This window comes from Crossiella sp. CA198 (genome assembly GCF_052078295.1).
Lineage (GTDB): Bacteria > Actinomycetota > Actinomycetes > Mycobacteriales > Pseudonocardiaceae > Crossiella.
Window position 1 is genome coordinate 105,699 of sequence record NZ_JBQJIM010000004.1, and the last position, 23,861, is coordinate 129,559.

At 71.5% G+C, this 23,861-nt stretch carries 26 protein-coding genes; 11 read left to right on the forward strand and 15 right to left on the reverse strand.

The genetic code is table 11. From position 1 onward, the window contains the following. The first annotated feature begins 19 nt into the window (after nucleotides 1–19). On the forward strand, nucleotides 20–1,327 hold the full coding sequence (fes, locus tag ACTOWY_RS07775; RefSeq protein ID WP_441308927.1) for an enterochelin esterase: 1,308 nt from the start codon (nucleotides 20–22) through the stop codon (nucleotides 1,325–1,327). Next, on the forward strand, nucleotides 1,320–3,503 hold the full coding sequence (locus tag ACTOWY_RS07780; RefSeq protein ID WP_441308928.1) for an AMP-binding protein: 2,184 nt from the start codon (nucleotides 1,320–1,322) through the stop codon (nucleotides 3,501–3,503). Before fes ends, ACTOWY_RS07780 begins: the two co-directional genes overlap by 8 nt. On the opposite strand, the gene ACTOWY_RS07785 is transcribed toward ACTOWY_RS07780, so the two are convergent. The 3 genes from ACTOWY_RS07785 to ACTOWY_RS07795 all read right to left on the reverse strand — a co-directional run bounded on the left by ACTOWY_RS07785 (nucleotide 3,487) and on the right by ACTOWY_RS07795 (nucleotide 6,089). After that, nucleotides 3,487–4,143 carry a GNAT family N-acetyltransferase gene (locus ACTOWY_RS07785; protein ID WP_441308929.1) on the reverse strand — a complete coding sequence of 219 codons (657 nt, stop codon included), beginning with the start codon at nucleotides 4,141–4,143 and terminating at the stop codon, nucleotides 3,487–3,489. The two genes, ACTOWY_RS07780 and ACTOWY_RS07785, sit on opposite strands and share 17 nt — an antisense overlap. 78 nt (nucleotides 4,144–4,221) lie before the next feature. Further along, nucleotides 4,222–5,448, reverse strand: a complete 1,227-nt coding sequence (locus tag ACTOWY_RS07790) for an MFS transporter (RefSeq protein ID WP_441308930.1) — start codon at nucleotides 5,446–5,448, stop codon at nucleotides 4,222–4,224. Between the two features lie 83 nt (nucleotides 5,449–5,531). Continuing rightward, a complete protein-coding gene (locus ACTOWY_RS07795; RefSeq protein WP_441308931.1) occupies nucleotides 5,532–6,089 on the reverse strand; it encodes a CGNR zinc finger domain-containing protein in 558 nt (185 codons plus the stop codon). A 77-nt stretch (nucleotides 6,090–6,166) separates the two neighbouring features. Between ACTOWY_RS07795 and ACTOWY_RS07800 the strand changes: the two genes are divergently transcribed. After that, entirely contained in the window at nucleotides 6,167–7,162 is a 996-nt protein-coding gene (locus ACTOWY_RS07800; RefSeq protein WP_441308932.1) for an EamA family transporter, read from the forward strand. Here ACTOWY_RS07800 and ACTOWY_RS07805 read toward each other — a convergent pair. Next, the gene (locus ACTOWY_RS07805; RefSeq protein ID WP_441308933.1) at nucleotides 7,105–7,620 is read right to left on the reverse strand and encodes a hypothetical protein; all 516 of its coding nucleotides are present in this window, start codon (nucleotides 7,618–7,620) and stop codon (nucleotides 7,105–7,107) included. The two genes, ACTOWY_RS07800 and ACTOWY_RS07805, sit on opposite strands and share 58 nt — an antisense overlap. A 67-nt stretch (nucleotides 7,621–7,687) precedes the next feature. Between ACTOWY_RS07805 and ACTOWY_RS07810 the strand changes: the two genes are divergently transcribed. Next, the gene (locus ACTOWY_RS07810) at nucleotides 7,688–8,587 is read left to right on the forward strand and encodes an SAM-dependent methyltransferase (protein WP_441308934.1); all 900 of its coding nucleotides are present in this window, start codon (nucleotides 7,688–7,690) and stop codon (nucleotides 8,585–8,587) included. Here the strand turns inward: ACTOWY_RS07810 and ACTOWY_RS07815 are convergent, their stop codons facing one another. Beyond that, a complete protein-coding gene (locus ACTOWY_RS07815; protein ID WP_441308935.1) occupies nucleotides 8,588–9,181 on the reverse strand; it encodes a TetR/AcrR family transcriptional regulator in 594 nt (197 codons plus the stop codon). Between the two features lie 103 nt (nucleotides 9,182–9,284). Between ACTOWY_RS07815 and ACTOWY_RS07820 the strand changes: the two genes are divergently transcribed. The 4 genes from ACTOWY_RS07820 (at nucleotide 9,285) to ACTOWY_RS07835 (ending at nucleotide 13,124) form a co-directional block, all read left to right on the forward strand. After that, nucleotides 9,285–10,421: an FAD-dependent oxidoreductase gene (locus ACTOWY_RS07820; protein WP_441308936.1), complete on the forward strand. Its 1,137-nt coding sequence runs from the start codon at nucleotides 9,285–9,287 to the stop codon at nucleotides 10,419–10,421. Further along, nucleotides 10,418–11,077: a DUF3159 domain-containing protein gene (locus ACTOWY_RS07825; protein ID WP_441308937.1), complete on the forward strand. Its 660-nt coding sequence runs from the start codon at nucleotides 10,418–10,420 to the stop codon at nucleotides 11,075–11,077. The genes ACTOWY_RS07820 and ACTOWY_RS07825 overlap by 4 nt, the downstream gene beginning before the upstream one ends. Nucleotides 11,078–11,147: 70 nt before the next feature. Beyond that, complete coding sequence (locus ACTOWY_RS07830; protein WP_441308938.1) at nucleotides 11,148–11,996, forward strand: glycoside hydrolase family 16 protein; 849 nt, start codon at nucleotides 11,148–11,150, stop codon at nucleotides 11,994–11,996. 93 nt (nucleotides 11,997–12,089) lie between these two features. Then, nucleotides 12,090–13,124: an LLM class flavin-dependent oxidoreductase gene (locus ACTOWY_RS07835; protein ID WP_441308939.1), complete on the forward strand. Its 1,035-nt coding sequence runs from the start codon at nucleotides 12,090–12,092 to the stop codon at nucleotides 13,122–13,124. Nucleotides 13,125–13,136: 12 nt separating this feature from the next. On the opposite strand, the gene ACTOWY_RS07840 is transcribed toward ACTOWY_RS07835, so the two are convergent. Next, nucleotides 13,137–14,186, reverse strand: coding sequence for a flavin-containing monooxygenase (locus ACTOWY_RS07840; RefSeq protein ID WP_441309126.1), 1,050 nt, complete (start codon nucleotides 14,184–14,186; stop codon nucleotides 13,137–13,139). 61 nt (nucleotides 14,187–14,247) lie between these two features. Here ACTOWY_RS07840 and ACTOWY_RS07845 point away from each other — a divergent pair, with 61 nt between their 5' ends. Then, entirely contained in the window at nucleotides 14,248–14,568 is a 321-nt protein-coding gene (locus ACTOWY_RS07845; RefSeq protein ID WP_441308940.1) for an ArsR/SmtB family transcription factor, read from the forward strand. Between the two features lie 146 nt (nucleotides 14,569–14,714). Here the strand turns inward: ACTOWY_RS07845 and ACTOWY_RS07850 are convergent, their stop codons facing one another. After that, a complete protein-coding gene (locus ACTOWY_RS07850; protein ID WP_441309127.1) occupies nucleotides 14,715–15,557 on the reverse strand; it encodes a helix-turn-helix domain-containing GNAT family N-acetyltransferase in 843 nt (280 codons plus the stop codon). 104 nt (nucleotides 15,558–15,661) lie between these two features. Between ACTOWY_RS07850 and ACTOWY_RS07855 the strand changes: the two genes are divergently transcribed. Beyond that, complete coding sequence (locus ACTOWY_RS07855) at nucleotides 15,662–16,999, forward strand: NAD(P)-binding domain-containing protein (RefSeq protein WP_441308941.1); 1,338 nt, start codon at nucleotides 15,662–15,664, stop codon at nucleotides 16,997–16,999. Here ACTOWY_RS07855 and arsB read toward each other — a convergent pair. Further along, the gene (arsB, locus tag ACTOWY_RS07860) at nucleotides 16,897–18,021 is read right to left on the reverse strand and encodes an ACR3 family arsenite efflux transporter (RefSeq protein WP_441308942.1); all 1,125 of its coding nucleotides are present in this window, start codon (nucleotides 18,019–18,021) and stop codon (nucleotides 16,897–16,899) included. The genes ACTOWY_RS07855 and arsB overlap by 103 nt on opposite strands. Continuing rightward, nucleotides 18,021–18,320 (reverse strand): ArsR/SmtB family transcription factor, encoded by a 300-nt coding sequence (locus tag ACTOWY_RS07865; protein WP_441308943.1) that lies wholly within the window; start codon nucleotides 18,318–18,320, stop codon nucleotides 18,021–18,023. Before ACTOWY_RS07865 ends, arsB begins: the two co-directional genes overlap by 1 nt. Before the next feature lie 27 nt (nucleotides 18,321–18,347). Here ACTOWY_RS07865 and ACTOWY_RS07870 point away from each other — a divergent pair, with 27 nt between their 5' ends. Continuing rightward, nucleotides 18,348–18,752: an arsenate reductase ArsC gene (locus tag ACTOWY_RS07870; RefSeq protein ID WP_441308944.1), complete on the forward strand. Its 405-nt coding sequence runs from the start codon at nucleotides 18,348–18,350 to the stop codon at nucleotides 18,750–18,752. A gap of 63 nt (nucleotides 18,753–18,815) precedes the next feature. On the opposite strand, the gene ACTOWY_RS07875 is transcribed toward ACTOWY_RS07870, so the two are convergent. Genes ACTOWY_RS07875 through ACTOWY_RS07900 form a run of 6 tightly spaced genes read right to left on the reverse strand, consistent with a single transcriptional unit; the run spans nucleotide 18,816 to nucleotide 23,800 of the window. Then, nucleotides 18,816–19,217 (reverse strand): ectoine synthase, encoded by a 402-nt coding sequence (locus ACTOWY_RS07875; RefSeq protein WP_441308945.1) that lies wholly within the window; start codon nucleotides 19,215–19,217, stop codon nucleotides 18,816–18,818. 40 nt (nucleotides 19,218–19,257) lie between these two features. Then, nucleotides 19,258–20,151: an ectoine hydroxylase gene (thpD, locus tag ACTOWY_RS07880; RefSeq protein ID WP_441308946.1), complete on the reverse strand. Its 894-nt coding sequence runs from the start codon at nucleotides 20,149–20,151 to the stop codon at nucleotides 19,258–19,260. Nucleotides 20,152–20,191: 40 nt separating this feature from the next. Beyond that, nucleotides 20,192–20,935, reverse strand: a complete 744-nt coding sequence (locus ACTOWY_RS07885; RefSeq protein ID WP_441308947.1) for a class I SAM-dependent methyltransferase — start codon at nucleotides 20,933–20,935, stop codon at nucleotides 20,192–20,194. After that, nucleotides 20,932–22,482, reverse strand: coding sequence for an amino acid adenylation domain-containing protein (locus ACTOWY_RS07890; protein WP_441308948.1), 1,551 nt, complete (start codon nucleotides 22,480–22,482; stop codon nucleotides 20,932–20,934). Before ACTOWY_RS07890 ends, ACTOWY_RS07885 begins: the two co-directional genes overlap by 4 nt. Then, nucleotides 22,479–22,730 carry an acyl carrier protein gene (locus ACTOWY_RS07895; protein ID WP_441308949.1) on the reverse strand — a complete coding sequence of 84 codons (252 nt, stop codon included), beginning with the start codon at nucleotides 22,728–22,730 and terminating at the stop codon, nucleotides 22,479–22,481. The genes ACTOWY_RS07890 and ACTOWY_RS07895 overlap by 4 nt, the downstream gene beginning before the upstream one ends. A gap of 41 nt (nucleotides 22,731–22,771) precedes the next feature. Beyond that, nucleotides 22,772–23,800, reverse strand: coding sequence for a methyltransferase (locus tag ACTOWY_RS07900; RefSeq protein WP_441308950.1), 1,029 nt, complete (start codon nucleotides 23,798–23,800; stop codon nucleotides 22,772–22,774). Nucleotides 23,801–23,861 lie beyond the last annotated feature (61 nt).

Consider the following 23,861-nt stretch of genomic DNA (forward strand, 5'->3'; position numbering starts at 1 on the left):
AAATCTGGAAGGTGCTGGTATGGCCGAGTTCCCCAATCCGCGACGACTGCCCGCGGTACCGCCGCACAACCGGCGGCCGACCCCGCCGCCGCTGGCCGAGAGCCCCCGGGTGCGGGCGCTGGCCGGTGCGGACGCGGCGGCGCTGGCCGCGTTCTGGCGGCAGGTCGAGGCGGAGGGCACCCCGCTGGTCGAACCGGCCGAGGACGCTGCGCACCGGATCGTGACCTTCCTGTGGCGGGATGCCGGGCAGGGCGCGGTGTTGTTGCACGCCAACAAGCTCACCGACTACAACGACCTCGGCCCCAGCCTGCTGCACCTGCTGCCGGGCACCGATGTGTGGCACCGGAGCTACCGGCTGCGGGCGGACTGGCGTGGCACCTATCAGCTCGCCCCGCTGCCGGAGCCGCCCGCCGCACCGGAGGTGTGGCGCGGGCCGGAACGGGCGCGGTGGCGGGAACTCCAGGCGCTCGCGGTCACCGATCCGCTCAACCCGGGCACCCTGCCCAACAAGTTCGGCGGCCCGGCATTGTCCCTGGCCGCGCTGCCGGACGCACCTCCGCAGCCGTGGCTTTTTCCGCGTCCCGACCGACCGGTCGGTAGAGTGACGGAACACCGATTTGACAGCGCGGTGCTGGGCAACGAACGCGAGGTCTGGCTGTATCAGCCACCGGGCGAGGACCACGCCGATCTGCCGCTGCTGGTGCTCTTCGACGGCGAGGCGTGGGTGCACGACCTCGGGGTCACCCACACCCTGGACAACCTCATCGCCGAGGGCGCGATCCCGCCGATGGCCGCGCTGCTGGTGTCCTCGCTGAACCTGCCCGCCCGGGTGGTGGAGCTGGCCTGCGACGAGCTGTTCCTGCGCATGCTCACCGAGGAACTGCTGCCCTGGGCCGGGCGCCAGCTGCCGCTGACCACCGACCCGCGGCGCACCGTGGTGGCCGGGCAGAGCCTGGGCGGGCTGACCGCGGCCTTCGCCGGACTGCGGGCCCCGCACCGCTTCGGCAACGTGCTGGCCCAGTCCGGTTCGTTCTGGTGGCCCAGCGGCACCGCCTTCGAGGCCGGGGCCCAGTGGCTGACCCAGGCCCTGGCCACCGAGGACAAGCTGCCGGTGGCCTTCGACCTGGAGGTCGGACTGCTGGAATGGGAACTGCTCGAACCCACCCGGCGGCTGCGCGATGTGTTGCGCGCCAAGGGTTATGACCTGTCCTACCGCGAGTTCCACGGTGGTCACGACTCGGCCTGCTGGCGGGGCGGACTGGCCGACGGGCTGCGCGCGCTCACCTCCCGCTGGGCCACCGTCAACAAGGAGGCCACCCGTGCCTGAGTCCCCCCGCCGTCCGCTCACCGCCGCGCAGCGCGGCATCTGGTTCGGCCAGCAGCTCGCCCCGGACAGCCCGGCGTACAACACCGCCGATGTGGTGGAGATCCGCGGCGAACTGGACACCGCGCTGCTGGTCGAGTCGATCTACACCTGCCTGACCGAGACCGAGGGCCTGCGCGCGGTCTTCGGCGTGGCCGAGGAACCCTGGCAGGAAACCGGACCACTCCCGGTGGTGCGGGTACTGGACCTCTCGACCGAGGCCGATCCCCGGGCCACCGCGGAGAAACTCCTGGCCGAGGACCTGGCCACCCCGGTGCGCCTGGAGGCCGGCCCGCTGACCGCCCAGTTCGTGCTCCGGGTGGGCCCGGCCGAGCACTGGTGGTGGCAGCGGGCGCACCACATCGCGGTGGACGGCTTCTCCTGCGCGCTGCTGCTGCGCCGGGTCGCCGAACTGCACACCGCCCAGGCCGAGGGCCGCGAACCCGCCCCGCCGCTGACCTCGGTGACCGCCGCCCTGACCGCCGACGCCACCTACGCGGACTCGCCGCAACGGGAGCAGGACCGCGAGTTCTGGCTGTCCGAACTGGCCAATGCCCCCGCCCCAGCCTCACTGTCCACTATGGACTTCAACGTCGGCGCGGGCCTGGCGCTGCGGCTGGCCATCCCGGTGCCCGCCGACCTGGCCGACGCGCTCAAGGCCACCGCCTCCCGGCTGTCCCGGACCTGGCCGGAACTGGCGATCGCCGCCGTGGCCGGGCTCACCGCGCGCAGGCTCGGCGTGGACGAGGTGCGCATCGGCCTGCCGGTGCTGGCCCGCTCCGCCGCCGCGGACATGCGGATCGCGGCCACCCTGATGAACATCGTGCCGCTGCGCCTGCCCACCCCGCCAGGGGTGAGCCTGGCCGCGCTGGCCGGGTCGGTGGCCGAGCAGCTCCGCCGCACCCGGCCGCATCACCGGTACCGGCATGAGGACCTGCGCCGGGACACCGGCGGCGCGAGCCTGTTCGGGCCGGTGGTCAACGTGCTGCCGTTCGCCACCACACTGCACTTCGGCGCGGCCAAGGCGTTGGCGCGCAACGTCTCCGCCGGTCCGGTGGAGGACCTGTGCGTAGCCTTCCGCCAGCAGCGGGACGGGCTGTGGCTGGAACTGGACGCCCACCCCGAGCGCTACACCCAGGCCGAACTCACCGCCCTGCAAGAAGAACTGCTCACCCTGCTGGCACACAGCGCCGCCGAACCGAAGACACCGCTGCGTCCGGCGGCCGGACCGGGGGCCTGGCGGCTGGACTCCCCCGCGGTGCCACCGCTGTACCCGCTGGCCGAGGTCTTCACCCACGACCTGGGCGCGATCGCCGTGGTCGAGGGCGACCGCGAATGGACCTACGGCCAGCTGTGGGCCGGGATCTGCGGGGTGGCCGAGGCGTTGCGGCACCGGGGGGTGCGCCGCGGCGACCTGGTCGCGGTGGACCTGCCGCGCGGCGGTTCGGCGGTGATCACCTTCCTCGGCGTGCTCCAGGCCGGCGCGGCCTACCTGCCCCTGGACCCCGCCGCGCCCCCGGCGCGCAGGCAGGCCGTGCTGGCCGACGCCAAGCCCGCCCTGGTGCTCACCGCCCCGGAGGTGGCCGCGCTGGCCCCCGCGCCAGCGCGTGCGCCGTGGTGCCCGGCCCCGCACGACCTGGCCTACGTCATCTACACCTCCGGCACCACCGGCACCCCCAAGGGTGTGGCCATCGAACACGGCGCCCTGTCCGCCTTCCTCGGCGCGGCGGCCAGTCGCTACCGGATCACCGCGCGGGACCGGGTGCTCCAGTTCGCGCCGCTGCACTTCGACGCCAGCGTCGAGGAGGTCTACCTGGCGCTGGGCGCGGGCGCCCGCCTGGTGGTGCGCACCGAGGGCGTGGAGTCGGTGGCCGCGCTGCTGGCCGAGTGCGCGGCGGCCGGGATCACCGTGCTGGACCTGCCCACCGGGTACTGGCACGAGCTGGCCTACGCGGTGTGCGCGGGTGAGCTGACCCTGCCGCCGTCGATCCGCCTGGTGATCATCGGCGGCGAGGCGGCCGCGCCGGAGTGGGTGCGGCGGTGGCGGACGAGCGTGCCAGGGGTCGCGCTGGTCAACAGCTACGGACCGACCGAGACCACGGTCGTGGCCACCACCGCGGTGCTCAGTGGCCCGGCGTGAGCGCGGGCAGATCGGCCGGGGTGCGCGGGTAGGCGTAGAGCGCGGCGCGCTTGTGCGGCAGGTCGACCTCGCCGAGCAGTCCGCCGCCGGTCACCACGGCCACCGCGGCGTCCAGCCTGCGGGCCACCCGGTGATCGGCGGCGGGGTCGGTCACCATCCGGCGGCAGTCCGGTTCAGCCGCGAACACCGCCGGGATCACCTCCAGCCAGAACTTGTAGGCCAGACCCTGCCCGGCGACCTCCGGATCGCCGATCGCGCCGTGCAGACCGACATCGTGCGGCAGCGCCGGATAGTGCGCGGCCACCACATCGCGGGCCGCCCGGTACAGCTCGACGTAGCCGATCGGGCGGCCGCCCAGCCGCAGGATGAACGGGCGGCAGTAGGTCCCGGCCAGCTGCGCGCGCAGGGTCGCCGCCCAGCGCTCCCGCGGCCAGGCCTGGTCCCAGAACTCGGCCACGTGCGGCAGGTTCATCCACTCGTGCACCAGGTCGAGATCCTCGCCCTCGGGCCGGACCAGCGCCATCGACCAGGGCGCGGTCAGCACCGGCAGCGGCGGCGGCCCCGCTGCCAGCGCCGCCGCGGCCAGACCGGTGTGGATCTCCCGTGGGCAATGTGTCCGGATGTCATCCACTGTGCTCACTCGCGTCCCCTCAGTTTGGTTAGCCTAACCTAACTCGAAGGAGCCAAAACGGCCACCCGATCGGAGGACAAGAAACTGTCAGGTGACCTGCGGGACCGGTCGCAGCGCCGGGTGCAGCCAGACAAAAGCCGTGGCCAGCGCGCAGGCGATCACCGAGGCCAGCACCGGGAACACCGGATTCACGCCGTAGAGCGCGGTCCCGGCGAGGGGCCCGATCACGAACGTGGATCCGGTCACCGTCTGCACCAGCCCGGCCACCCCGCCCTGCTCCTCCGGTCCGACCAGCAACGTCGGCGCGGTCGCGTACCCCGGCACGGCCAGCCCGATCCCCAGTGCCAGCAACGCCATCGAGCCCGCGATCATCCACAACTGCCCCGCGCCGAGCAGGGTCAGCAACGCGAGCAATCCGATCGGCGCCCCCACCCGCAACAGCCGGGCGGCAGGCCAGCCCAGCCTGGGCACCACCACCCCCTGCACCAGGATCAGCACGACCCCCGCGCCGAAGGAGACGATCCCGCTCGCGGTCACGGTCTGCGCCGCGGTGAGCCCGAGCCGGTCCTGCACCAGGAATCCGAGCAGCACCAACACCATGCTCAGCGCCAGGTAGAGCCCGAACCCGCTGGCCAGCACCGGCCACAGCCGCCGATCCCACGGCCGCAACGCCGTCCGCCTACCCGCCGGCCGGGTCCGCGCGGCAGGCGGCCCACCGGGAATGGCCACCGCCACCACGAGCAACGCCACCGCGGCCACCGCTGGCGCGGCCCACACCGGCCCCAGCAACCCGGCGAATCCCAACGCTCCACCGAGTGCGGGCCCCAGCGCGATGGCCAGGCCCTGCATCGCGCCGACCTGGCCGATCCCCTTGGTACGGGTCCGCTCGTCCTTGGTGGCCGCCGCGATGAGCGCGACCGCGGCCACCGGCACCGCGCCGACCCCGGCGCCGAAGATCACGCTGCGGGTGAGCAGCATCAGCGCCAGCGTGCCGCCCGGACTGAGCGCACCGGCGAGGGCGGCCTGGGTGACACCGGCGAAGCCGACCAGGCCGAGCACCGCCAGTGCCGATCCGGCCAGCATCACCGGCCGGTGCCCGAACCGGTCCACCGCCCGCCCCCACCACAGCGCGGTCGCGGTGAAGATCACCGCGGCGCCGGTGACCACCAGGCCGATGGCGATCTCGGCCAGCCCCACCTCGCGGGCCAGCGGCGCGAGCACCGGGCTCAGCGCCTGCTGCGCGGTGAAGACCGCCAGCACCCCGGACAACAACACCGGCAACCGCACGCCCCGGTCGGCACCCTGCACGTCCACCCGCAACCCCAGCCCCTCGGCAGGCGCCCGCCCCCAGCAGACGAGACACCAGGGGTTAGGCTTGCCTTACCTTCCCCGCGCTGTCAAGGAGTCTGCCCGGACTGACGTTCCCGGAACGCGATCATGTTCATCCGGTTCCCGCAGCGCACCGTGCAGAACCGCTTGAGTCCGTTGCGCGAGAGGTCCAGCAGCAGTCCGGTGCAGTCCGGCGCGGCGCACACCCGCAGCCGCCCCATCTCGTCCATCCGGATCACGTCGATCAAGCCGAGAGCCGCCTCCACCCGGATCCGCTCGGCCAGGGGAGCTTCCGGCGCGGTCGCGTGGATGTGCCAGTCGAGGCCGTCGTGCCGGGTCAGGTAGGGCAGCGCCCGCGCCTCCCGGAGCATCCGGTTGACCACCTCGACCGCGTCGTCCCGGTCCAGGGTCCACACCTGGCGGAGCAGTTCCCTGGTGATCCGGACCTCGCGGAGTTCGGCCTCGTCGTGGTCGATGCGGCCGGAATAGGTGTGCCGGGCCAGCAAATCGGCCAGCTGCTCGACTGTCGCCAGCTCGTCCGTGCCACTGCGGGAGGCGCCGGGGGCGGTGTTGCCGAGTAGGGCGACGAACTCCAGCGCCTCCTGTGTGTCAGGGGCAAAATGCAATTTGACTCCTCACAGCCAGCGAGCTTAGCGTCAGGGGCGTAGCAACTTTAGCCCATGACAACCTGCCGGGAGGCGCCATGCAGCTCGCTCCGACGTCCGCGGGACTGACCGCGGCGGTCGTCTCCGTCGTCTCCTTCGGCACCTCTGGCGCGTTCGTGAAACCGCTGCTGGCCGCGGGCTGGTCGCCAGCCGCCGCGGTCGCCGCCCGGGTGCTGGTCGCCGGGCTGGTGCTGCTGCCCTTCACCCTGGCCTCGCTGCGCGGCCGCTGGGATGTGCTGTGGCGGGGCCGCTGGCGGGTGCTCGGCATGGGCGTGGTCGCGGTCGCCTTCACCCAGCTCGCCTACTTCGCCGCGCTGACCCGCATCCCGGTCGCCCCCGCCCTGCTGATCGAGTTCCTCGCGCCGCTGCTGCTGGTCGGGGCCACCTGGGCGCTCACCCGGCGCAGGCCGGGCGCGGCCGTGCTGGCCGGTTCCGCACTGGCGGTCGGCGGCCTGGTGCTGGTGATCGGCCCCGGCGCGGTGCAGGCGGTGGACCCGCTCGGCCTGCTCTTCGCCTTTGGCGCGGCCATCGGCTGCGCCGCCTACTTCGTCATCGCCGCCCGCCCCTCAGACGGCCTGTCCCCCACCGCGCTCGCCGGCACCGGACTGCTGCTGGCCGCGGTGCTGCTGCTGCTCGCGGGCGCCCTGGACCTGCTGCCGTTCACCGCGCACTTCGGCGAGGTCACGGTGCTGGGCGAGTCCGCGCCGTGGTGGGCGCCGCTGCTGGTGGTCGCGATCGTCGGCACCGCCGTCTCCTACGCCACCGGCATCGCCGCCTCCAACCTGCTCGGCTCCCGCCTGGCCTCCTTCATCGGCCTGCTGGAGGTCGTCTCCGCCTCGATCTTCGCCTGGCTGCTGCTCGGCGAGGAACTCACCCTGCTGCAACTGGCCGGCGGCGCGCTGATCCTGGGCGGGATCGCCGCGGTCCGGGCCGAACCGGCCCCCGAACCCGTTCCCGCGGTGGTCAGCCCGGCGGTTCAGAGCGCGGCCAGCACCGTGGCCCGCTCTTCCGCCGACAGCTGCAATCCCACCTGAGAGCTGTCGGCGAAGACCAGCCGCAGGTAGGGCACATCGCCGCCGACGTCCTCGGCCCCTGGCCGGGGATCGGCCGCGCTGTGCCAGCGCAGCGTGAAGTCCGCGCCGTCCTCTTCCACCACGGCGACCGCGGCGCCGTCGCTGACCACCCACCGCTCCAGCTGTTCGATCTCCTCGTCGAAGCCGACGAACCGGCCGGCGTCGGTGTGGATGAAGCCCTCCGGCCGCGTGTGCCGCCGCTCCTCGGCCTCGCCGCCCGCACCGCCGAGCACACTCTCCAGCAAGCCGTACGCGACCGTGAACATCGTGCCCAACCGGCGCCGCAGGCCATGTCCGCGGTCCACCACCTCGGTGCTGGGCACCACGGTCAGCGGGGCCAGCACCACCGGTGAACCGAAGGTGGGCACCAGCTCCGCCAGAGCGGCACGTACCCGCTCCTCAGCCCGCTGCGATTCCATGTCACCATCCTGCCGGTGCCGCACACTCGCGCCAGCGGACACCCCGGCCAGCGGAGGAACAGCAGACATGAGCCCCGACGGCATCGCCGACGCCTACAACGACAGCAGCGTGCTTTTCCGGGTGCTGGGCGCGGTCGGCTGGGGCGATCTGGTCAACGTCGGCTACCTGACCTGGCCGACCCTGCCGCTGGCGATCGGCGGCCTCGGCCGGTTCCAGCGCAGGCTGGTCCGCCGTTCGCTCGGGCTGCTCGAAGCCCAGCCGGGCGAGGTCGTGCTGGACGCCTGTTGCGGCCGCGGGCTCACCACGGCCTGGCTGGCCCGGCAGGGTTGTCAGGCACTGGGCGTGGACATCCAGCCCGAGCAGATCGCCGAGGCCGGCGCCCGGTTCGGGCAGCAGCCGGGCGCCCGCTTCGCCGTCGCGGACGTCACCGCGCCGCCGCCCTCAGCCGCGGAGATCGACCTGTCCGACGGGGCACTGGACCGCATCCACTGCCTGGAAGCCGCCTTCCACTTCGGCCCGGCGGGCAGGCGCGCGTTCCTCACCCAGGCCCACCGCCTGCTCCGCCCCGGCGGCAGGCTGGTCCTGGTCGACTTCACCTGGCGCGAGGCCGATCCCAGCACCATCGAGACGCTCGACCCGGACCGGCTGGTCCGCGACACCTGGCACTTCGAGCAGTTCGAGCCCCTCAACCGCTACCTCAGCACCGCCGTGGCCACCGGTTTCACCGTGCGCGCGGTGCACGACTGGACCCCGCATGCCCTGGCCCACTACGGCCGGGTGGCCCCGGTGCTGCGCCGGATCCTGTCCACCAGGGCCGGACGGTGGGCGGCCCGCCGGTACCGGCCCGCGCTGGCCGGGCTGACCGAGGCCGACTGGCGACAGCTGATCCGGATCATGGACGCGCACCTGACCGGCCTGGTCGCGCCGTGCCGGTACACCGCGCTGGTCCTGGACAAACCCGCCTGACTACCCCGTCAGGCAGTGCTGCACCAGCGGACCGAACCGGGCCACCAGCTCATCGACCGGGGCTGACGCGATCGGCTCGATCCGCACGATGTAGCGCGCCACCGCCAGCCCCAGGATCTGCACGTTGACCATGCCCGCGCGCAGGGCGGCGTCCGGGGTGTCGAGCAGGGCCGCGAGCCGGTCGGTGATCTCCCGGTCGATGAACTCGCGCAGCAGCGCCTCGGACTGGTTGTCGGTGGGCGCGGACCTGGTCAGCATCACCAGTGGCGTGCGGTCGGACTTGTCCAGGTTCTCCAGCAGCGTGCGGACAACGCGCTCGCCAATGCCGTCGAGACCCGCGGTGAAGATCGACTCGATGGCGGGCGGGACGGCGCCGGACATCTCGACCGCGGCGGCGAACAGGCCCTGTTTGTTGGTGAAGAAGTAGAACACCATCGCCGGGTCCACCCCGGCCGCGGTGGCGATCGCGCGCACGGTCGTACCGCCGTAACCGTGCTGGCCGAACAGATCGCGGGCCGTCCGCAGGATCCGCTGCTTGCTCTCCGCGCCGGACCGCCAGCGGCCGGGACGACGGTGGGTGCCTGGTTCTGTCATGACCGAGGCAGCCTAACACCCGTTTCTTCATCACCTGGTGGCGTTTCACTCCCCTCGTCCGTAGGGTGTTCTTCATCAGGCGATGAAGAAAGGTGGCTGGGACATGAGGGTGATCGTGGTCGGCGCGGGAGTGGGCGGGCTGACGCTGGCGCACGGGTTACGCCGGGCGGGGATCGACGTGGTCGTGTACGAGCGGGACAGCGCTCAGGGACGTCCACAGGGCATCAGCCTGCACATCGACGAGCGCGGCGCCTCGGCACTGCGGGCCTGTCTGCCACCGGCACACGCCGCGATGGCCGAAGCCACCATGGGCGGACCGCGCGAGCAGACCCTCGCACTGTCCGAAGTGGACGGTTCGCTCGCCGTCGAGAGCACGCAGCCATCCGACGGCTTGGCCGGTCGGGCGCGACCCGGTCGGCAGGCTCATCGCCCGTTGCTGCGCGCGGTATTGCTGACCGGACTGGAAGAGGTGGTGCGATTCGACTCGGAGGTCACCCGGTTCGTGCAGCGCGGCGACGGCACGGTCCGGGTGTGGTGCGCCGACGGCAGCGTGGACACCGCGGACGTGCTGGTCGGCGCGGACGGGATCGGGTCGGCGATCCGCCGCCAGTACCTGCCGCACGTGCAGGTGGTCGACACCGGACGGCGCATGCTCATGGGCGCGACCCCATTGCGAGCGGTGGCCGACACCGGGTTGCCCGACCTGATCGGCGACAGCCCAGCCAGCATGCGGGCAGGCGGCACGATGCTGGCGCTGGGCCTGCTGCGATTCACCGAATCCCCTGCCACCGCAAGGAATCGGTGGCTACCGGCCCTGTCCCCCAGCGCGGTCGCCGAGGTCGAGGACTACCTGATGTGGGCCCTGCCCAGCACCCAGGATCGGCTCGGTTCAGCCGAATCACCGGCCGCGGTCTGGCACCGGGCCACGGAGTTGATCTCGGACCTGCCCCCGGCACTGCGGTCGGTGGTGGCGCGGGCCTGGCCGGACGCTACCGTTGCCCTGCGCATCGGGATGATCCCGCCGCCACTCCCCTGGCAGGCCAGTCCAGTGACCGTCCTCGGTGACGCCATCCACCTGGCCCCGGGCTTCGGCGCCAACCTGGCCATGCAGGACGCACACCACCTCCGCGACGCCCTGGCCGAGGTCGATCGCGGCCGGATCACCCTGCTCGACGCGCTCGCCGCCTACGAGAACACCATGCGCCGCACCAGCTTCGTCCCGGCGAAGGCGAGCGCATGAGCCTCGCTCTGCTGACCCAGAAATCGGTGTCGCTGTTCGCCGCGGTCGGCGGCTGGCGCACGGTCGCCGAGGGCGTCGCCTCCCGGGTGCTGTTCCTGATCGCCTACCTGCTCTCCGGCCAGGTGCTGACCTCCGCGCTGGTGGCGGTCGGCGGTGTGCTGGTGTTCGCGGTGGTGCGGGTGTTCACCGACCGGAAGTACTGGCAGGCAACGCTGGGACTGGGCATGGTCGGGCTGTCGGCGCTGCTGGCCGGGAGCAGCGGGCACGCGGTCGACTTCTACCTGCCTGCTGTGCTCATCCAGTCGGCCGGGACCGCGGTGTTCCTGCTGTCCATGCTGGTGCGGTGGCCGGTGATCGGCCTGGTCGTCGGGGCGGCCCGCGGTGAACGGTTCGGCTGGCGGCGAGATCCGGTGCGGCGGCGGCGTTATCAGCTGTGCACCGCGATCTTCGCGGCGAAGTTCGGCCTCGCCACGGCCGCGCTGGTGCCGCTGTACCTGGCCGATCAGGTGACGCCGCTCGGCATCGCCGCCACGGTGCTGGGCGGCGCACCCGCGGCCGGCGCCTGCGTGTACCTGTGCTGGCGGATCCTGCGCGGCCAAGCGGAGCAGGCGCAAGCACCTCGACGGGCCCGCGTCAACGTCCGACCGACGGATTGACACTCCTGGTCCCAAGGTTTGCACTGGTACTCCGCCGCCAGCGAAGAGAGCGCTCCCACTGGAGGTTGCTATGCCACCGAGGGCACCCCGCCTGCGCAGCCTGCTCGCCGCGACGCTGGCCATGGTCTGTGTTTCCGCTCCGCTGTCCGCCGCCGCCGCGCCCACCGGGTGGGTGCAGGTGTGGGCGGATGAGTTCAACCAGCCGCAGGGCACCGGGCCGGATCGCAACAAGTGGAATATGGAGATCGGCAACGGGTCGGACGGGTGGGGCAACAAGGAGTTGCAGTACTACACCGACCGCACCAACAACGCGGTGGTGGACCAGGCTGGCAACCTGGTGCTCATCGCCTGGCGGGAGCAGTGGGGCAACTGCTGGCACGGCGGGGCCTGTCAGTACACCTCGGCGCGGATGACCACGCGCGGGAAGTTCGAGCGGGCCTACGGGCGGTTCGAGGCGCGGATGAAACTGCCGGTCGGGCAGGGCATCTGGCCGGCGTTCTGGATGCTGGGCAACGATATCGACACCGCGCACTGGCCCAACTGCGGCGAGATCGACATCATGGAGAACGTCGGCCGCGAGCCCTACACCGTGCACGGCACCATCCACGGGCCCGGCTACTCCGGCGCGCAGGGCATCGGCGCGTCGAAGAACTCCCCGGACGGGCGGCGCTACACCGACGGATTCCACAACTTCGCCGTCGAGTGGTCGCCGACGGACATCAAGTGGTTCGTGGACGGACAGCTCTACCAGCAGCGCACCGCGGCGGATCTGCGTGGCAACCGCTGGGTGTTCGACCACCGGTTCTTCATGATCCTCAATCTGGCCGTCGGCGGTAACTGGCCGGGCAGCCCGGATGGCAGCACGGTGTTCCCGCAGCACCTGGTGGTGGACTGGGTGCGCGTGTTCGAGTGGCGGTAGCACCCTGGTCGCGGGCCGGACACCCTTGTGCGACAAGGGTGTCCGGGACCTGGCAGGCTGAGCGGGTTCGATCCTCACTCCTTGGAGGTTCTGATGCGCGCAGGCGTCGTGGTCACCGCACACCCCGGGGTGGAGGACCTCGCTGTGCAGGCCGAGGAGCTGGGCCTGCACAGCCTCTGGATCTACGACACCCCGATGGTGCAAGGCGACCCCTTCGTCGCCTTGGCGCTGTGCGCGAAGGCCACCCGCCGCATCAAACTCGGCGTCGGCGTGACCTCCCCGGCACTGCGCTCGGCCCCGGCCACCGCGAGCGCGCTCGCCAGCCTCAACGCCCTGGCGCCGGGCCGGATCCGCTGCGGGGTCGGCACCGGGAACACCGCCCGGCGCACCCTGGGTTTGCCACCGACCACCGCGGCCGCGGTCGAGAAGTTCACCGCCGCGCTGCAGGATCTGTGCGCCGGACGCACCACCGGGTACCGCGAAGGCGACCGGGTCCGCGACATCCGGTTCCTGCACGCCGGCACGCAGGTGAACACCACGGATCCGATCGAGTTCGTGGTGGCCGCGCTCGGCCCGAAGGCCGCCGCTGTCGCCGGCCGCCGCGGCACCGGCCTCATCTCCTTCGGTCTGCTCGACCCCACCGCCTGGCAGGCACTGCACGACGCCGCTCAAGGCGCACACCGCGCCTCCTACTTGGTCACCGCGCTGCACCTGCTCGACGAGCACGAGGACCCGCACAGCGACGCGGCCCGCGACGCGACCGGCCACCTCGTCCTGTCCCTGCTGGCCTTCGCCGCCGACACCGCCGCCGAGAGCCCCGCTTTCGCCGACCAACTCGGCCCCGCGGAACGCGAAGCAGTGCAACGACTCCTCGACCGACGCGGCACCACTTCCACCGCACCGGACCGGTACACCAAGCTCTACCCCAACTACCTCGGCCGCATCGCAGCGCAGGACCGGGACCTGGTCCTGCCCTCGCTGATGACCATGCTGGCCCTGGTCGGCACCCGCGAGGATCTGCTCGCCCGCATCACCACCCTGGAACAGGCCGGCATCGACGAACTGCTCATCCAGCCGGTGCTCGACCCGTCCACCGAAATGGCCCAGCTCGCGAAACTCCTCGCCTGAAAAGCCAGGCCCTCAGCCGCGGGCCGCTTGCCGCAGCAGCCGGGTGACGACGAAGCGGGCGTCCGCGCCGACGCCGCGCAGGCTGGCCGAGGCCGGACTCCGCTGGAGTTCCAGGCCGACGAACCCGAGACCCGGGTACACAGTGGACAGTCCGGAACGGTGCAGTGGGCGCTGGTCGCCGTCCAGGGCGCCGAGTGGGCCGAGGTAGGCCAGGTTCGGGCGGTAGCCGGTGGCCAGGATGATCGTGTCGACCTGCTCCTGGTAGCCGTCGGCCCAGGTGATGGTAGAGCCGTCGATGTTGGTGAACAGGTCCCGGCGGTCGGGACGGCCCGCGGTCAGGGCGGCGCGGTAGGGGCCGTGGTCCAGGACCGGTTGGGTGAAATTCGGGGGGAAGAACCGACCGATCGGTAGGCGGTCGATCCGGGTGAGGTGGAACCAGAAGTGCAGGTCCCTGCCGAGCGGGCGCTGGTGGGTGAACTTGACCGGGGCGCGACTGGCGAGGGTGACCGTGGCGTGCTCGGCGAGTTCGGCGGCGATCTGGACGGCGGAGTTGCCCGCACCCACGACGATGACTCGTTTTCCTTGGTAGGCAAGGGGTTCGCGGTAGTCGGCGACGTGGCGCAGGGTGCCGGTGAAGGTGTCCAGGCCGGGCAGGGCGGGTCGGTTCGGGCGGCCGAAGGCGCCGGTGGCGGCGATGACCTTGCGGGCGTGCAGTTCGGCGCCGTCGGCGGTGCGCACGAGCAGGTCGGGGCCGTCGGCGGTCACCTCGGTGACCCGGGTGCCGGTGCGGAGGTCGACGTCCAGGCGGGTGGCGTAGCGGGCGAGGTAGTCGACGACCTCGTCGCGATGCGGGTAGCGCTCGGGGTCGCCGCCGAAGGGCAGGCCGGGCAGGGCGCTGTACCTCGCCGGGGAGAACAGGGTGAGGCTGTCGTAGTAGCCGGGCCAGGAGCCGACCGGGCGTTCGCCTGCTTCCAGGAGCAGGGGGCGGGCGCCGCGGGCGCGCAGGGCATGGGCGGCGGCGAGGCCGGACTGGCCGCCGCCGATGACGATGGCGTCGTGGATGGTCACGGCCGCAACATATCCTCATTTCATGAAATGACGCAACATGTGGGATGATGGCGGCATGAGCGAGACCGAATCCGCCTGCGGCGGGGCCGCTGACCTCAGTGACGCGACCCGCCGCTTCCTGAAAGCGCTGGCCAGCGAGCATCGACAGCAGACGATGATGCTGTTCCAGGGCGGCATCGAGCTGTCCGTCGGCGAGGTCGCGCAACGGCTGGAGGCCGGGCAGTCCACCGCCTCCCAGCAACTCACCATGCTGCGCGAGGCAGGCATGCTCACCTCCCGCCGAGAAGGCAAAACGGTCTACTACCGCGCAGACCCAACAGGCATCAGCGCAGCCCTGACCGACCTACAGACCTACCTCGCGGTCTGCTGCCCATAACCCCCCGGCGTGTTGGCCGTTGTCGTACCCAGTCTTGGCCGAACTCGTACCACTTGGCCCAACTGGTACGCCCACTTGGGCCAAACCGGCGTACCAGTTGGGCCAACTCGCCGTCCACAACGGCCAACACGACGGCGGGTGGGTGGCTAGCAGGTGGTCTGGGTGGAGCCGCTGCGGCGTTCGATCAGGGCGGTGTCCCGCCAGCGGCCGTCGAGCTGGGCGATACGTTCGCGGATGCCGACGGTGCGGAAGCCTGCCGAGCGATACAGCGCCAGGCCGGGCTTGTTCTCGGTGAGGATGGTGGTCTGCAGGGTCCACAGGCCCGCGGTGTCGGCGGCGGTGACCTGGCGGTGCAGCAATGACTTGCCGACGCCGCGGCCGCGGAAGTCGGCGCCGACGTAGAGCGAGGTCTCGGCGACCCCGGCGTAGCACTCGCGGGGCGAGACCGGGCTGAGCGCGCTCCAGCCCGCGACCTGGCCGTCGACCTCGGCGACCCAGCGGTGGCCGGGCAGCCACCTGCGGTCCAGGATCTCCCGGCGCGGGACCTCGGTCTCGAAGGTGGCCGCGCGGGTGGCGATGCCCTCGCCGTAGACGCGGCGGACCGCGGGCCAGTCGGCCTCGGTCAGCGCGCGCACGGCGACGTCGGAGGGGAGGTTCTCCGGGCAGCACGGGCGGGCGGCCAGGGCGCCCATGACCACGTCGGCGGCGTGCGGCAGGCCGGTGCAGCAGGCCTCGTTGACCGAGACCAGGGTGGTGGTCCCGGCCTTGCGCAGCCGGACGAAGCCGACGTCGGCGAGTTTGCGGACGTGGTGGGAGCAGGTGGGTTGCCCGATGCCGATCTGCTCGGCCAGCACACCGACCGCCACCTCACCGGCCACGGCCACCGCATGCAGCAGCCGCACCCTGGTCGGGTCGGCCAGGCAGGCGAACCAGGTGGCGTAGCGGGCGGCCGCCCCAAGGTCGAGCGGGTCTGCTGCGGTCTCCTCCATCGCGGTCACCCGGACAGTATTGACGAGAATCGATGCTTGCGTCCATTCATCGACGTTTGTAGATTGACCACCTGTATCGACAGTCATCGATCAAAGGGGTGCACGTGAGCGACTTCCCGGTAGTCGTGGTGGGAGCCGGGCCGGTGGGCCTGGCCGCAGCCGCCGAACTGCTCGAACGCGGTCTGCCGCCGCTGGTCCTGGAAACCGGGGCCACCGCGGGCGCCGCGGTGCGGCAGTGGGGGCACGTCCGGCTGTTCTCCCGCTGGGCGGAGCTGGTCGCCCCGGCCGCGGCGCGGTTGCTCGCGCCCACCGGCTGGCGGCACCCGGCGCACGCGGACTACCCGACCGGCGAGGACTGGACCCGGCATTACCTCGAACCGCTGGCCGCGGCGCTGGGCGAGCGGGTCCGCTGCGGCGAAACGGTGATCGGGGTGACCCGGCGGGGCCGGGACCGGATCGTGGACGCGGGCCGGGACACCGAACCGTTCGTGCTGCACACCCGTTCCGCCGACGGCACGGAGCGCCGGCTGCTCGCCAGTGCGGTGATCGACGCCAGCGGCACCTGGACCACCCCGAACCCGGCGGGCGCCGACGGCCTGCCCGCGGCCGGTGAACGCACGGCGGCGGAACTGGTGACCTACCGCGGCACCGCACCGGAACAGTTGCGGGAGCGGCACGCGGGACGGCACACCGTGGTCGTCGGCAACGGGCATTCCGCGTTCACCGCACTGATCGACCTGGCCGAACTCGCCGAGCGCGAACCCGGCACCCTGGTGACCTGGGTGCTGCGGCGCGGCGTCACCGACAGCACCTTCGGCGGTGGCGAGGCCGACCAGCTGCCCGCCCGCGGCCGCCTCGGCCAGCGCGCCAAGGACGCGGTGGCGGCCGGGCACATCACCGCGGTTCCCGGCTTCCGCACCGAGACCGTCGAAGGCCACGGCGACACCGTCGTACTGGTCGCCGACGACGGCCGCCGACTGGCTCCCGCGGAATCCGTGGTGGTGCTGACCGGGTTCCGCCCTGACCTGTCCTGGCTGTCGGAGGTCCGGCTCAACCTGGACCCGGTGTTGCAGGCGCCGGTGGCACTGGCCCCGCTGATCGACCCGAACGTGCATTCCTGCGGCACGGTCTATCCACACGGCGTCGCCGAGCTGTCCCACCCGGAGCCGAAGCTGTTCCTGGCCGGGATGAAGAGCTACGGCCGCGCCCCGACCTTCCTGGCCATGACCGGGTACGAACAGGTCCGCAGCATCGCGGCCGAACTCGCGGGTGACCATGCGGGCGCCCGCCGGGTCGAGCTGTCGCTGCCGGAGACCGGGGTGTGCGGCGGCTCCGGGCTTTACGACACGCCCGCGGACGCGGGTGGTTGTTGCGGCGACCCGGCAGCGGTGGCCTGGTCCGATCGGACCGCCCACCGCCCGCGCAGCCACAGGCTGAGGTAAACCAGGCCCACCAGCACCGGCACCTCGATCAGCGGCCCCACGACTCCGGCCAGGGCCTGGCCCGAGGTGACCCCGAAGACGCCGATGGCCACCGCGATGGCCAGCTCGAAGTTGTTGCCGGCGGCGGTGAACGCCAGGGTGGTGGTGCGTTCGTAGCTCAGTCCGGCGGCCTTGCCCAGGGCGAAGGAACCAAGCCACATCAGCGCGAAGTAGACCAGCAGCGGCAACGCGATCCGGGCCACGTCCAGCGGGCGGGAAGTGATCGTCTCGCCTTGCAGCGCGAACAGCACGACGATGGTGAACAGCAGGCCGTACAAGGCGATCGGGCCGATCCGGGGCAGGAACTTCGACTCGTACCACGCGCGGCCCTTGCGCTGCTCGCCCAGCCTGCGGGTGAGGTACCCGGCGGCCAGGGGGATGCCCAGGAAGATCAGCACGTACTGGGCGATGGTCCAGGCGGAGACTTCCAGGCCGGTGGTGGTCAGGCCGAGCCAGCCGGGCAGCAGGTCGAGGTAGAACCAGCCGAGCAGGCCGAACATCACCAGCTGGAACACCGAGTTCAGCGCCACCAGCACGGCGGCGGCCTCGCGGTCGCCGCAGGCCAGGTCGTTCCAGATGATGACCATGGCGATGCAGCGGGCCAGGCCGACGATGATCAGGCCGGTGCGGTACTCGGGCAGGTCCGGCAGCATCAGCCAGGCCAGGGCGAACATCAGCGCGGGCCCGAGAATCCAGTTGAGCACCAGTGAAAGCACCATGGTGCGGGTGTCGCGGGTGACGGTGTCCAGGCGGTCGTACCGCACCTTGGCCAGCACCGGGTACATCATCAACAGCAGGCCCAGCGCGATCGGCAGCGAGACCTCGCCGACCTTCACCGCCTCCAGGATCCCTTGCAGGCCAGGGATGAACCGGCCCAGCAGGATTCCGGCGAGCATGGCCGCGCCGATCCACACCGGCAGGAAACGGTCCACAAAGGACAGTCGAGGCAGGACGTCGGCTTCGGCGGGCGCGGTGGCGGTCATCAGCAGGGCCTCCTGGCCTGGGGGTGACGCTCGGCCCGGTCGGCCAGTGCGGTCAGCGAGGCGGCTGCGCCCCGGAGTGCTTCGGGGCGCAGCGAGTAGTAGGTGAACTTGCCGCAGGGCTCGGCCTCGACCAGGCCTGCCTCGCGCAGGGCGCGCAGGTGGTTGGAGATGTTGGCCTGTTTGGCGCCGGTCTCCTCGATCAGGTGGCAGGTGCACAGGGCTTCCGCCGCCAGCAGTTCGAGGATGCGGGCGCGCAGTGGGTCGGCGATCAGCCGCAGGATGTCCGTGTCCAGTCGCATCAGTTTGGGATGATATCCCATTCGGGAATGATGCGTAAACCCGAGGTGCTGTTCGTCTGTGTGCACAACGTCGGTCGATCACAAATGGCCGCCGCCCTGTTGCGGCACCACGCCCTGGGCCGGGTCGCCGTCCGCTCGGCGGGCTCGGCACCCGCGGACCAGGTCAACCCGGCCGCCGCCGAGGCGCTGGCCGAATGGGGCCTGGACATCACCGCGCAGATCCCGGCCCGACTGTCCACTGAGGACGTTGAAGCCGCGGACGTGGTCATCACCATGGGCTGCGGGGACGCCTGCCCCGTGTTCCCCGGCAAGCGGTACCTGGACTGGGCGCTGGAAGACCCTGCCGGACAAGGGCTCGCGGCGGTGCGGCCGATCCGGGACGAGATCGATCGGCGGGTGCGCGGGCTGCTGGCGGAGCTGCTCGACGGGTGAGGCCGGCGGGGACCGGAGGAGGTTGACGCGCGCTGAGCGGTCAGCCTCCTCCGCGTGCACCCATCAGGCCGACTGCATCTGGTTCGGTTCGTAGCTGGACGGGGCGCCCGCGCTCAGCGTGTGCGACTCGTGGCCGCGCAGTGGCGGGTTGAACACGCACACCAGGCGCATGCCGTCATCGGAGCGCAGGATGTGCGGTTCGCCCTGATCCGGGCAGTACATGGTGCCGACGGTGATCTCGTGCACCTGGGTGGCGGTGACGACCTGGCCGGAGCCCTCCACGCAGTAACACGCCTCCAGGTGGTGGTCGTACTGCAGGTGGGCCTCGGCGCCGGGCTGGACGTAGGTGTCGGTCAGGGCGTAGCCCTTGCCGTCGGCCTCGACCAGCAGGCGGCGGCTGCGGCCGTCGCCCCAGGCGACGTCGCGCTCGGTGCCGATGACTTCTTCCAGGGTGCGAATGAGCATCGCGTACTCCTCCTCGGGCAATGGGGTTGTGCGGCCGGGGTCAGCCGAGCGGGGTGAAAGTGCGGTCGGCCAGGTACTCGGGACGGCGCGCGGGCGCGGCGAACGGCTCGACCAGGGTGTTGTGCACGCTGTTGAAGACCACGAACAGGTTGGCGCGCGGGTACGGGGTGATGTTCTCCGCCGAGCCGTGCATGCAGTTGCAGTCGAAGGCCACCGCCGAACCGGGGGCGCCGACGACCTGGTGCACGCCGCCGTTGTCCTCGGCGATCCGGTGCAGGATCTCCTCCTCGGGCACGCCGACCTCCTGCTTGCCAAGGGAGGACTTGTGATTCTCCGGCGGGGTCGGCGCGGCGGAGGAGACGAACCACTGGTGCGAGCCCGGGATGATCATGAGTGGGCCGTTGTGCGGGAAGTTCTCGGTCAGGCCGATGGAGAAGCTCAGCGCGCGCACCCGCGGCATGCCGTCCTCGGCGTGCCAGGTCTCGAAGTCGGAGTGCCAGTAGAAGCCGCTGCCGGTGAAGGCGGGCTTGGCGTTGACCCGGGTCTGGTGGATGTAGACCTCGGAGCCGAGCAGCTGCCGGGCCACCGACACCAGGCGCGAGTCCTTGATGATCCGGTCGAACAGCGGGCTGACCGCGTGCACCTGGAAGATCGAGCGCACCTCGTCGGCGGCGGGCTCGACGATGTAGCGCTCGTCGGTGTGGCGCTCCGGCCGCTGCACCAGCCGCGCCACCTCCTCGCGGCATTCCCGCACCTCTTCGGCGGTGAGCAGCTGATCGAAGGTGTGGAAACCGTTGCGCTGGTAGCCATCCAGCTCCGCCGCGGTCAGCGGCCCGTCCTCGGCCCCGCCGTAGACCACCGGGTCCTGGCGGGGGCGGATCTCACCGGGACGACCGTCCCTGGTGCGGTACACCTGCACGTCCTCAGACAGCACGTGACATCGTTCCTTTCCTTGCGGCACTGCATGAATCGGGTCAGCGGAGGGCGTCGGACCAGTCGTGCACGCCGAAGACCCGGTAGCGGTTGAGGGTGCGGGCGGGCTTGGGCAGCCGCCCCGCGCGCTCCAGTTCGTCCGCGGCGCGGATCACGCCGGGGTACTCCTGGGCGCAGTAGTCGTCGAAGACGACCACGCAGTCCTTGTCCAGGTGCGGTTCGATGGCCTCGAAGTCGGCCATGGTGGCCTCATAGGTGTGCAGCGCGTCGATGAACAGCAGCCGCACCGGGCCGTGCACCCAGTTCTTGCCTGCTTCCGGGGCGTCGGTCTTCTCGATGTCGACCAGGTCCAGCAGGCCGAGGCGGCGGAGGTTGTGCAGCAGCAGCGGGTAGGTGCTGGCCTCGGCGTTGGGGTCCTCGGAGTCGATGTCCCCGGTGCCGCCGCGGTGCGGGTCGATGGCGACCACCCGGCCGGTGCCGCCCGCGGCGCGCACGCCCAGGGCCATGATCGCGGTGGAGCGGCCGAGGAAGGAGCCGACCTCCACCGCCACGCCCTTGCCGGGGGTGTTCTTGGCCAGGGAGTACAGCACCAGGCTGTCCGCGCGCTCACGGTTGAAGCCCGCGATCGAGTCGACCGCGTCCCAGACGCCGTGCCGGAACTCGGCGGGGCCGCGCAGTTCCTGCAGCGCGGAGTTGACCTCCTTGCCCACCCGCTGCCCGATGTCCTGGACGGCGCGGGCGATGGTGCTGGCGTACCAGACGAGGTCCTTGTGTGTGGTGGTCATGGTGTGGCTCCGAAGGTCGGCTGGTGGTTGTGGCGTTGGGCGAGCACGCGGCGGTCGACCTTGCCGCTGGGGGTGAGGGGGAAGGCGCCGGTGCGCTCGGTGCGGCTGGGCAGCATGTAGGCGGGCAGGCGCGGGGTGAGCCAGGCCAGTACCTCGTCGTGGCCGGGTTCGGCCTCGCCTGCCGGGATCAGCACCGCGATCAGGTGCCGGTCTTCGGCGGTCCCGGCCGCGAGGACGGCGCAGTCGGCCAGGCCGGGCATGGCGGCGAGCGCGGCCTCGATCTCGCCGAGTTCCACCCGGAAGCCGCGCACCTTGACCTGACTGTCCAGTCTGCCAAGGCATTCCAGCAGGCCGTCGGCGTTGCGCAGGCCGAGGTCGCCGGTGCGGTAGGCCCGCACCGAGGGATCCAGTGGGTCGGGCCGGTAGCGCTGCGCGGTGGCCTCCGGCAGTTTCCAGAAGCCGGGTCCGACACTGTCGCCGGAGACGACCAGTTCGCCGATCTCCCCGTCCGGCAGCACCCGGCCGTCCGGGTCGCACACGTGCACGGTGGTGTTGGCCAGTTCGCGGCCGATCGGCGGCAGCACCGGCCAGCGCTCCACTTCCGGGGGCAGCCGGTGGGTGGTGGAGATGAAGACCTCCACCGTGCCCCAGTGGTTGAGCAGCGAGCAGTCCGGCAGGGTGCGGAACAACGACCGGATGTGCTCGTTGATCTGCAACTGCTCCCCGCCGGCGAACACCTCGCGCAGCGGGTGGGTCTCCGGGCCGACGCCCTCGGCGTAGGTGGCCAGGCCCTGCAGGGTGACGAACGGGATGAACAGGCGGTTGACCTGTTCGGCCGCGATCAGCTCCCAGAGCAGTTCCGGGTCGTAGCGGACCTCGTCCTCACAGCAGATGAGCGTGCCACCCGCGCACAGGGTGGCCAGCACCTCCAGGTAGGAGATGTCGAAGGACACCGGGGCGAACTGGAGGGTCCGCGCGCCGGGGCCGCACACGCTGTCGGCGACCTGCCAGGTGATCACGTTGTCCAGGCCGCCGTGCTCGTACCGCACGCCCTTGGGCCGCCCGGTGGAGCCGGAGGTGTAGGTGAGGTAGGCGAGATCGGCCGGGCCTGGCTCCACAATGGACTGTGCTGGTCGCGCGGGGCGATCCGGCCAGGCGCCGAGGGCGAGCGTGCCCTCGGTGGCCACCGTGGTCAGCTCGCCGAGGCGGGCGAACTCCCCGGCGTGCCCGAGGACCAGGTCCAGTTCGGCGTCGGCGCGCATGAAGTGCAGCCGGTCCACCGGGTAGGACAGGTCCAGCGGCACGCACACGCTGCCTGCCCGCAGCAGCGCGATGATCGCCACCACCAGGTCCGCGCCGCGCCGGGCGTGCAGACCGACCGGCACGCCGGGTCCGGCGCCCGCCGCGGCCAGCATGGCAACGATCCGGCCGGATCGTCGCCACAGCTGGTGATAGCTCACTTCGGCGCCGTCGTCCCGGATCGCCGCCGCCGCGGGGGCGGCGGCGACCCGTTCGGCCAGCATCGTCAGCACCGGCCGGGTGCTCATGGGCGGGCTCCCGCGGCGCTGAGCCGGTCCTGGATGGCCTGGCTCAGCTCGACCACGCTGGGGTGGTCGAAGAGCAGCTTGACCGGCAGCCGGGCGCCGACCGCCGCCGAGATCGACTTCATCACGCGCACGGCGAGCAGTGAGTGGCCGCCGACGCGGAAGAAGCTCTCCTCGTCGATGAAATCGTCCCGGCCGAGTGCGGCGGCGAAGGCCGCCCGCACCGATTCCGGATCGCAGGAATGTTTCATCAGTCATTTCCCCAGTGGTCCCGAGAACGAGCCTGGTGGCCTCATCCGGTGACGGTGAATTCCAACAATGCCAATGCTGGGTACTCCAGCTGCCGCACCGAGTCAAGCCGCAGACCGGCCTTCGCGGCGAGTTCCCTGAAGTCCTTCTCGGTGCGCTCCTTGCCGTCGAGCAGCACCATCATCAACAAATTCGCGTAGGCCGCGAACAGTCCCTCGCGCTCTTCGTCGAGGAGCCTTTCCACCAATACCACGCGACCGCCGGGGCCCGCAGCCTCGGCGAGGCGGCTGAGGATTTTCACCCCATTCTGGTCGTTCCAGTTGTGCACGCAGTTGGCGATGAGGTATACGTCGCCGCCGGTGGGCAGCGGGTCGAAGAAGCTGCCGCCGACGATCTCGCAGCGGTCGGCGACCCCGGCCGCGGCCAGCACCGGCGGGGCGTCCGCGACCACGGTGTCCAGCTCGACCAGGGTGGCCTTCAGCTCGGGGTGGGCGCTCAGCAGTTCGGCCACCAGTGCGCCGGTGCCGCCGCCGACGTCGACAACGTGCTTGACCGAACTCCAGTCATAAGCGCTGGCCACCTCGGGTGCGAAGCCGTTGACGTGCACCGCGAGCGAGCCGTTGAAGGACTCGGCGAGTTCGGCGTCGGCGTCGAGGTCCTGCCAGAAGCTGCGGCCGTAGACCTCTTCGTAGTTCGGGCCGCCGGTGCGCACCGAGGTCAGCAGCCCGGCCATGGCCGGCTCCATCCTGGCCTCGATGCGGCGGCCGGGCTGTTCCAGGTCGAGCCAGCGGCGCATGCCCGCGCCGTGCTCCTCGGTGAGCACCCGGCCCACCTCGGTGACCGCGTAGGTCTGCGGTCCGGTTTCGGTGAACAGGCCGATCAGCACGAGGTAGTGCATGGTGCGGCCGAGCGCCTCGACGTCGGTTCCGCTTTTCTCGGCGAGTTCGGTGAGGGTCGTCACGCCGGATTCGATGAGATCGGGCAGCCGGAGCGTGGCGGCCACCCGGATCGTCGACGGGGTGAGCATCGAAGCCATCCGCACCAAATCGGACAGCGGGTCAACAGTGGTCACTTATCCCCCAGGTTCAAGGTGTGTTCGAGAAAATGTGGAATTGCGGTGTCGCGTTCCCAGG